Consider the following 9,062-nt stretch of genomic DNA (forward strand, 5'->3'; position numbering starts at 1 on the left):
CCCCCACAACGGGTTTTCACCGCCCGGGGTGCACGTCCTCCGGAACGACGACGGCGCACGCCACCCGCACGTGCGCCCCACGGCACCCAACTCACGCCCCAGGAGCTGAGTTTCTGAACAAGGACGCCTACCATAAAGACACTGAGGTGAGGGACCCGCGGGTAGCCAACCCGAACGGCCACTCCCCAACTCCCCGCCGGCGTGCGGCTGGCCGCGGACGAGCGGTTGGTCGTCATTCCGGGAAACATGCTCCGTGCGGCGAAAGATGACATTCCTGATGCCTGACCTTGAGGTTCCCCAGCTCGATCCGGATCTCGGCACCCGGTTGAGCGTCTCCGACTACCGGGCCGACTTCCGCGAGGTGCGTGCCGGCGTCGAGGGGCGGGACTCGTGGAAGTTGGAGCGCGCGCAGCACTTCGAGGAGACCAGGGACGGCAGCCGGCAGGCGTTGCGCGAGGGGGACTGGGAGCGGGCGCTGGCGCTTCTCGAAGAGGACCGCGAGAATCTGGCCCGAATGGCCGCCGAGGACGAACGCAAGCGTTCCTTCTTTCATCGCGTGCGGATCGTCGAGGAGCCGCTGAGCTTTTATGTCCAGTGGGAGTTGCACGCGTTGCGACTGGCCGCCGAGCAGGGTGGGCGCGTGCGGGTGGTGACCGAGCCGCGGGTGCGGCGGTTCGAGGCGGAGGGGCCGCTGCCGGAGCTCGTGGTGCTGGGCGGGCGGGTGCTCTACCGGGTCTGCTACACCCCGGAGGGGGTGCCGGACGGCGGAGTCCGGTTCACCGAGCCGGGTGTGGTGGCCGCGTGGGAGGGGTTCATCCGGCGGCTCTACGAGCAGGGCGAGGATGTCACGGCGTACTTCGCCCGTGAGGTGGCGCCGCTTCCGGCGCCGACCCTGCCCCTCGGAGGGCCGGCTCATCACCCGGCCTGAGGACCCGGCGCCGGCGCCGGGCGGGACCAGATCCGGGCTCTCCGGCGCGGCCCGGGACGTGGTGCAGGCGGGGAGCGTGCGGGGCGGGGTGCACTTCCACGCGCCCGGGCCGGCGGCGGCCGGCGGGGACAGCGGCCCGGTCCCCCGCCAACTCCCCAGCGGCATCCGTGGCTTCGTCAACCGCGTGCCCGAGTTGGCGCAGCTGGACGAGATCCTGGCCGGGGACGGCGAGTCGTCGTTCGATGTGCCCGTCTGCCTGATCACCGGTACGGCAGGTGGCGGAAAGACGTCGCTGGCGTTGCGCTGGGCGCACCAGGTGCGGGAGCGGTTCCCCGACGGCCAGCTGCACATCAACCTGCGCGGCTACGACCCGGGCGAGCCGGTCACCGCAGGGGAGGCGCTGCACCGCTTCCTGAGCGCGCTGGGGGTGCGGCCGGAGCAGGTGCCGGCGGAGCCGGACGCCGCCGCGGCGCTCTACCGCTCGCTGCTGGCCGGCCGTCGGATGTTGATCCTGCTGGACAACGCGGCGACGATCGCCCAGGTCCGGCCGCTGCTGCCGGGCACGGCCGGCTGCCTGACCCTGATCACCAGCCGCAGTCGCCTGCCGGGCCTGGCGATAAGGGACGGCGCGCGGCGGATCACGCTGGGCACGCTGCCCGCGCCGGAGGCGGTCGCGCTGCTGCGGGCGGTGACGGCGGAGGAACGGCCGCGGGACACCGACGCGGAGTTGGCCGAGTTGGCCCGGCTCTGCGCCTACCTGCCGCTGGCGCTGCGGATCGCGGCGGAGCGGGCGGCGAGCCGGCCGCATCTGTCGTTGGCGGAGCTGATCGCCGAGTTGCGCGACGAGTCGGCGCTGTGGGACGCGTTGAGCACCGGGGACGACGAGGAGGCGGAGGCGGTGCGGACGGTGTTCGCCTGGTCGTATCGGGCGCTGCCGCCGGCCGCCGCCCGGTTGTTCCGACTGCTGGGGCTGCACCCGACGCCCCAGTTCGCGTTAAGTGCGGCGGGTGCGCTCGCCGGGCTGTCACCGGCGCGGGCCCGGCAGTTGCTCGACGTGCTGGTCGGCGCCCACCTGTTGGAGCAGTGCGCGCCGGACCGCTACGAGTTCCACGACCTGCTGCGGGCCTACGCCATGGACCAGGCCAGGCGGGCGGAGCCGGTCGCGGAGCGAGAGGCCGCGGAGCGACGGTTGGTGGAGTGGTCTCTGCGGCGGGCGGACGCGGCGGCCCGGTGGATCAGTCCGACGGAGCGGCGGTTGGTGCCCGAGGCGGAGTCGGCGGAGGTGCTGTTCGAGCACTATGACGCGGCGGTCGACTTCGCGGAGCGGGAGTTCCCCAACCTGCTGGCGACCGTTCAGTTGGCCGCCCGGCTGGGCTGGCACGAGCGGGGTTGGCGGCTGGCGGCGGTGCTGTGGGCGGCGCAGCCGCCGTCGTCCGCCACGGTGGAGTGGCTGGCGGCGGGCCGGACCGGCCTGGAGTTGGCCCGGGCCGCCGGCGACCGGGCCGGCGAGGCGCGGTTGCTGACGGATCTGGGGATGGCCGCGGTTCGGCTGAACGACCTGGCGGAGGGCGCCCGTTGCCATCAGTCGGCGTTGGAGCTGTGGCAGGGGCTGGCGGATCGGGCGGGCGTCGCCGGCTCGTTGAACCTGCTGGGGCTGGTGCATCTGCGCCGTCGGGAGCTGACCCGGGCCGGTGAGCGTTTCGAGCGGGCCAGGGAGACGTTTCTGGAGTTGGGTGACGCGCACCGGGCGGCCACCGCGTTGGCCAACCTGGCCTCGGTCCGGCTGCGGGCGGGTGAGCTGGCGCGGGCGGCGGAGGCCGCGGAGCTGGCGCTGGAAGAGCACCGGGCGCTGTCCGACCCGCGGGGCGCGGGGAACGCGTTGCGGCTGGTGAGCGAGGTGCGGCGGGAGCGGGGCGAGACGGGGCCGGCGTTGGAGGCCGCCCGGCGGGCGGTGGAGATCGCGCTGGAGCTGCGGTCCCGGCCGTTGGAGGGGTACTGGCTGCTGACCCTGGGCGCGGCGCAGCTCGCCGCCGGGCAGCCGGCGGAGGCGCTGGTCTCCTGCCAGCGGTCGGCGAGTCTGCATCGGCGGCTCGGGGACCGGGGGCGGGAGGCGCTGGCCTGGCAGGGTTCCGGTGCGGCGTACCAGGCGCTGGGGCGGCCGGCCGAGGCGGCCGACTTCCACCGGCGGGCGGTGGCCGCGCACCGGGAGTTGGCGGACGACTGGCACACCGTGCTGGCTCTGGAGGCGCTCGGCACCGCGCTCAGCGAGGCCGAGGCGCTCGGCGAGGTGGAGGCGCTCGACGAGGCGGACGCGGACGGGAGTGGCGGCGAGCGGGCGGACGGCGGCGGGGCGGGGCGGGCGCACTGGGCGGCGGCCCTGCGGTTGCTGGGGGCGCCAGGGGACCCGCGGGGGGCGGCGCTTCGGGCGCGGTTGGCGGGGCGGTTGGCGGGGTCGGCGCGCTGAGCCGGGGGCGGGGGCTTCCGTGCGTCCGCCGGTCCGGTGCGTCAGGATCGCGGTATGCACCCGCACGCGAGCAACCACGGGCCGGCCGGTGGCGGGCCCCGCGTCCTGATCGTCGAGGACGAGCCGAACATCCTCGAACTGCTCACCGCCTCGCTCGACCTGAGTGGTTTCCGCACCCGCGGCGCGGCCGACGCGCGGGCCGCGGTGGCGGCGTTGGAGACGTTCGAGCCGGACATCGCGGTGGTGGACGTGACGCTGCCGGGGCGCAGCGGGCTGGTGCTGGTCGCGGATCTGCGGGCGGTGCTGCCGGGCCTGCCGGTGCTGTTCCTCACCGCCCGGGACACCGTGCAGGACCGGCTGGCCGGCTTCCGGGCCGGCGCGGACGACTACGTCACCAAGCCGTTCAGCCTGGAGGAGGTGGTGTTCCGGCTGAACGCCATCCTGCGACGGGTCGGCGCGGCGGGCGGCGCGGCGGCGCCGGAGCCGCTGGGCTACGCGGACCTGGAGCTGGACGAGGAGGCGCACCAGGTGTGGCGCGGCGGCCGGCCGGTGCGGCTGTCGCCGACCGAGTTCGCGCTGCTGCGCTACCTGTTGCTGAACGCGGGCCGGGTGGTCAGCAAGTCGCAGATCCTGGACCGGGTCTGGGGCGGGGAGGCCAGCGACACCCGGGTGGTGGAGACCTATGTGAGCTATCTGCGGCGCAAGATCGACTCGCGGGGGCCGGCGCTGATCCAGACCGTGCGGGGCGTCGGCTACAGCCTGCGGCACGCGGAGGTGGAGCGGCGGTGACGGCCCGTCGACCGCGGCTCTGGCCGCGCGGGCTGGGAGCCCGGCTGACCGTGACGCTGCTCGCGCTGGCGGCGCTCAGCCTCGTCGCGTTCGGCGCGGCCGGCACGTTGTTGCTGCGGCACTGGCTGACCGACGAGGTGGACCAGCGGCTGACCAGCCTGGGCGGGGTCCCGGGCGAGGAGCTGCCGCCGCGCCCGGAGCCGGGCCAGCCGCCGCCGTTCCCCACCGACCTGCGGACCTTCGCGTTGGACGCGGAAGGGGAGGTGCGTCGGGTGGTGGGCCGGACGGCGGACGACGACAGCCTGCCCGACCTGTCAGGCTGGTCGCCGACCGAGTTGCGGGCCCGGGCCGGCGAGCCGTTCACCGCGCCGAGCACGGTCGGGGACGGCTCCTGGCGGGTGCTGACGGGGCTGGCGCCGGACGGCGGGGTGCGGGTGGTGGCGCAGTCGCTGGCGGACGTGGAGAGCACGCTGGGCCGGCTGTTGCTGATCGAGACGGTGGTGGGGCTGGCGGCGCTGGCCGCGTTGGGCGCCGGGGCGGTGGCCACGGTCCGGTTGCAGTTGCGGCCGCTACGGGAGATCGAGCGGACGGCGCAGGCGATCGCCGGCGGCGAGCTGGACCGGCGGGTGCCGGACCAGGACCCGGCCACCGAGACGGGCCGGCTGGGCGCCGCGCTGAACACGATGCTCGCCGAGTTGGCCCAGGCGCTGCGCGAACGCGACGCGTCCGCCGAGACCACCCGGCGGTTCGTCGCGGACGCCTCGCACGAGCTGCGCACGCCGCTCTCCTCGATCGTCGGATTCGCGGCGCTCTACCGGCAGGGCCGCCGGCAGGGCGTGGTGGTCGAGGACGCCCGGACGGAGCGCTGGATGTCGCGGATCGAGGAGGAGGCGGAGCGGATGGGCAGCATGGTGGACCACCTGCTGATCCTGTCCCGCTTCGACGAGACGCCGCATCTCCAGCCGTCGGACGTGGAGTTGGGGGAGCTGGCGGAGCTGGTGGTGCAGTCGGCGCGGGTTCGGGCGCCGGACTCGCGGATCGAACTGCGGGTGCCGGAGCCGGTGTTCGCGGTGGCGGACCGGGAACGGGTCCGCCAGGTGTTGGAGAACCTGGTGGGCAACGCGCTCACCCACGGCCCGCCCGGCACCCCGGTGTGGGTGGCGGTGGAGCGCACCGACCGGCCGCCGGCGCCGGGCCCCGCGGTGGTGGGGGCGCTGCCGCCGGGTGTCGCCGAGGTGGCCGTGATCACGGTGCGGGACGCCGGCCCCGGCATCGCCGGGGACGAACTGCCGCGGCTCTTCGACCGGTTCTACCGGGCGAGCGCGCCCCGGGGGCGCGGCGGGGCGGGGTTGGGGCTGGCGATCAGCGCCGCGTTCGTCGCGGCGCACGACGGATACCTGACGGTCTCCTCGACGGTGGGGCGGGGGTCGGTCTTCACGGTGGTGCTGCCGCTGGGCTGAGCGGAGGTGGCCCCGGCGCCGGCCCGTGGGCTCGGGCCGGTGCCGGGGCGGTGCCGCCGGTGGTGGTGCGGGTCGGTGCCGGGGCGGTGCCGCCGGTGGTGGTGCGGGTCGGTGCCGGGGCGGGTCAGCCCGTGGCGGTGCCGTCCGTCGCCTCGCGCCCGGCGCCGCCGGGGCGGAGGGTGCTCTCCGCGGCCGGGGTCTCGGCGACGGCGGCGAGCTGCTCGGCGAGCTGTTCGCCGGCCTCGGCGGCGCCCTCGTCGCCGGCCCGTTCGGCCTGGGCGACCACCGAGTCGAGGATCTCCTGGGCGGTGCCGTCGGCGATCAGCTCCTGGTACAGCTCGGCGTAGGCCGCCTCGTACCGCGCGGTGAACTCGTCGTCGGCGAGGAAGCGTTCCTTCAACGCGCCGCTGCCGCCCAGTCCTCCGCCCGTTCCCTGGCCGCCCCCCGGCGGCTCCATGCCCCCGGGGAGCTGCCCGCCGCCGGGGACCTGACCGTCCTCGGGGAACGTCTCCTCGTCGCCGGCCGCGCCACCGGGACCGGCGCCGAAGCCACCGCCCAGGCCGCCGAAGGACAGGTTGAGGTCCCAGGAGAGCACGGTGAACCGTTCCTCCTCGGTGTCGTACCAGAGGTAGTAGTTGTTGCCCGGGCCGTCCATCGCGTCGTTGTTGGCGAGCAGGGACTGGGTCGCCAGGTAGCGGGCGAAGGAGTCGACGTCGAGGTACTCCGGCAGCCGCGCGGCGAACTCCTCGTCGTCGGCCTCCGCCACGAAGCGCAGCAGCGCGGTCACCGGCGTGAGGTCGTGCCCGCCGTCGTCGTTGACCTGCCGGAACGCGTCCTCGTAGGCGGTCGGGTCGTCCCCGAGGTAGTCGAAGGACCCGCCGGCGCGCGCCTTGTAGAGCACGCCCTCGCCCAGCTCGGCCGCCCACGGCTCGTCCGGGGATTCCAACAGCAGCCGGGGCACGGCGTCCCCGCCGTTGACCGAGACGGAGGTGAACGTGTGGTCCTGCGTGGTCTGTCCGTCGGCCGCGGTCAGCGAGAGGGCCAGCGCCTCGTTCAGCGCCGTCGCCGAGGTGGACGTTCCCGGGCGCAGAGCGATCTCGGTGTGTCCCTGGTAGGCACGTCCGGTCTGGAACTCGTCGAAACTGATCAGCCAGGGCAGGTTCTCCGGCTCTTCCTCGGAGAGGGTGGTGCCCCCGGGGCCCATCCCACCCGGCCCTTCGCCGCCCGGCCCCACACCGGACGAGTCCCCGGACGACCGCAGGCTCATCAGCGTGGAGTTGCCCTTCAGCCGCAGGCCCACGTCCTGCACGGTGGTCCCGTCGATGACGATGTCGGCCTGGATGTACTCCTTCTCGCCCTCCTCCCGGAAGACCCGCAGCGCCTCCGCGTACTCGTCCTCGTTGAAGGTCAGCTCGACGCGGTGCTCCCCGCCGTCGAACAGGTCGCCCTCGCCCTCGATGTTCTGGGTCACCGTCTCCTGGCTGACCAGCCGGGAGCTGACATAGGGCCGGACCCGGAACTCGCCCACGGCCACGGTGAGCACCAGGACGGCGGCGCAGGCCAGCGTCACCAGCCTCCAGTGGCGGCGCAGCCGAGTCGGCAGCAGGTGCCGGACGCGCCGGCCGTTCCGCCCGCGCACGGTCACAGGTCCGTCTGGTCGTAGCCGGTCAGCACGGCGACCTTCTGGCCGGCGGTCACCTCGCGCAGCGCGCTGACCAGTTGGGCCGGCCGCACGTTCTTCTTCAGCCGGGCGGTGTAGGCCAGCTCCAGCAGCGAGCCGGCGCGCACCGACTCGGTGCTGATCAGCTCGTGCTCGTCGGTGTGGCGGAGCAGCACGTCGTCCAGGGCCGGACCGTGGTCGTGGCCGTCCGCCGGCACCTGGACCTTGACGACCTGGCGCTGGACCTGGAGGGCGAACCAGTTGAACCGGTGCATCAGCAGGATGACCAGGCAGATCAGCACGGTGGCGATGCCGGCCAGGGCGTAGAACCGGGTGCCGCAGGCCATGCCGAGGGCCATCACCAGGAAGATGAAGCCGACGTCCCTGGTCTCCTTGACGGCGTTCCGGAACCGGACCACGGAGAGCGCGCCGACCAGTGCGAAGGCCCGGGCGATGTTGGAGCCCACCACCAGCATGATCAGCGCGATCAGCATGCCGAGGATGATCAGGGTGTGCACGTAGCTCTGGCTGTAGGAGATGTTGCGGTGGGTGGCCCGGTAGGTCCAGGCGACGACCAGGCTGGTGACGAAGGCGAGGCTGAGCGCGACCGTCACGTCCATCGCGCTGAAGGTGCCGGACAGGTCGGTGATGCCGAAGTCGAGTTCCATGGGGGTGGGTTCTCCGCTGGGGTGGTGGGGACGGGGTACGGGGACGGCGCCGGTCAGGCGGCCGGCTGCTCCACCGGGGGCGGGGCGGCGGCCGGCGCGGGCGCCTCCGACGCGTGCTCGGGGACGTGGAAGACCGAACGCGGCGCCCGGCCGAACGCCTCGACGCTCTGGCAGTACTTGGACACCCGCTGTACCTGGAGCCCGTGGCGAGCGGCCAGGTCGGTGATCCAGTAGGGCGCCCGCTCGTTGGCCTTGACCTCCATCACCACCAGGTGCGGGCTGATGATGTAGCGGCTCTCCGTGTCGGCGCGCAGATCCAGGTCGCGGTCCCGGCCTCGCACCCGGTAGTCGAAGGTGACGCGCAGTCCAAGGTCGGAGTCGACGCCCACATAGGGCTCACGGCGGTAGCCGGTCATCGCGGTGGGACGCAGGTCGAGCCGGGTGACCAGCTCCAGCACCTCGTCCACGAAGCTCTGGTCCGCGTCCGGGTGCGTGATCCGCTGCCGCTGGTCGCAGAGTCGCCGGGCCAGGTGGTACGGCAGCAGCACCCGACGCTTCTGGGTGACCCGGTTCACCCGCTGCTTGATCTCAAGGGAGACCGGGGTGTCGTCCGGCGCCGGGCCCAGCGGACCGTAGCGGCGGATGCGCAGCTTGCGCCGGAACCGCAGGCCCTCGATCTTCTCCCAGTAGAAACGGAGGCCCTGGGTGTCGTAGTACAGGCTCCAGACGCCGTAGCCGCGCGCCCCGCTGTTGCCGTCCGCCCGCATCCGGGCGGCTACCTCGCGGCGGATCTCGGCTACCTGGTCGACCGGCACCAGGTACTTCAGCTCGTAGCGGTTGAAGGCGTGCAGCCCGCCGCCGGACGTGCGTGCCGCTGTCATGTCGGCTCCTCCTTACCTCGGGGTCGGGTGACCACGAGGGAAAGAGAACGTGACGGAGGTGGGAGAAGCCGCAGAACTTCCTGAGAGAACCCTGGGAAAATCGGCCACCCTCCGAGCCGGGTCGCTCACCGAGAGCGAGAATCCGGGTGTCTGGGTGTGATGGCGGTGACAGGTCGTTGGTCCTGTACGGGGTGGGTTAGGAGGGGGGTGGG

The 9,062-nt window shown here is 73.8% G+C and carries 7 protein-coding genes; 4 read left to right on the forward strand and 3 right to left on the reverse strand.

The genetic code is table 11. The annotated features are described in order from the left end of the window. Positions 1–277: 277 nt before the first annotated feature. From RM844_RS31025 to RM844_RS31040, 4 genes are read left to right on the forward strand one after another with little or no spacing between them, the layout of a single operon-like run. On the forward strand, positions 278–928 hold the full coding sequence (locus tag RM844_RS31025) for a DUF6879 family protein (protein ID WP_311670774.1): 651 nt from the start codon (positions 278–280) through the stop codon (positions 926–928). Beyond that, on the forward strand, positions 864–3,392 hold the full coding sequence (locus tag RM844_RS31030) for an ATP-binding protein (protein ID WP_311670775.1): 2,529 nt from the start codon (positions 864–866) through the stop codon (positions 3,390–3,392). Before RM844_RS31025 ends, RM844_RS31030 begins: the two co-directional genes overlap by 65 nt. A gap of 54 nt (positions 3,393–3,446) precedes the next feature. After that, positions 3,447–4,181, forward strand: a complete 735-nt coding sequence (locus RM844_RS31035) for a response regulator transcription factor (protein WP_311670776.1) — start codon at positions 3,447–3,449, stop codon at positions 4,179–4,181. Next, positions 4,178–5,641, forward strand: coding sequence for a sensor histidine kinase (locus RM844_RS31040; protein ID WP_311670777.1), 1,464 nt, complete (start codon positions 4,178–4,180; stop codon positions 5,639–5,641). Before RM844_RS31035 ends, RM844_RS31040 begins: the two co-directional genes overlap by 4 nt. A gap of 124 nt (positions 5,642–5,765) precedes the next feature. Here the strand turns inward: RM844_RS31040 and RM844_RS31045 are convergent, their stop codons facing one another. From RM844_RS31045 to RM844_RS31055, 3 genes are read right to left on the reverse strand one after another with little or no spacing between them, the layout of a single operon-like run. Further along, on the reverse strand, positions 5,766–7,280 hold the full coding sequence (locus tag RM844_RS31045; protein ID WP_311670778.1) for a CotH kinase family protein: 1,515 nt from the start codon (positions 7,278–7,280) through the stop codon (positions 5,766–5,768). Between the two features lie 2 nt (positions 7,281–7,282). Then, on the reverse strand, positions 7,283–7,969 hold the full coding sequence (locus RM844_RS31050) for a DUF4956 domain-containing protein (protein WP_311670779.1): 687 nt from the start codon (positions 7,967–7,969) through the stop codon (positions 7,283–7,285). 53 nt (positions 7,970–8,022) lie between these two features. Beyond that, a complete protein-coding gene (locus tag RM844_RS31055) occupies positions 8,023–8,850 on the reverse strand; it encodes a polyphosphate polymerase domain-containing protein (RefSeq protein ID WP_311670780.1) in 828 nt (275 codons plus the stop codon). Positions 8,851–9,062 lie beyond the last annotated feature (212 nt).

It is taken from the genome of Streptomyces chisholmiae (assembly GCF_031845445.1).
GTDB lineage: Bacteria > Actinomycetota > Actinomycetes > Streptomycetales > Streptomycetaceae > Streptomyces > Streptomyces chisholmiae.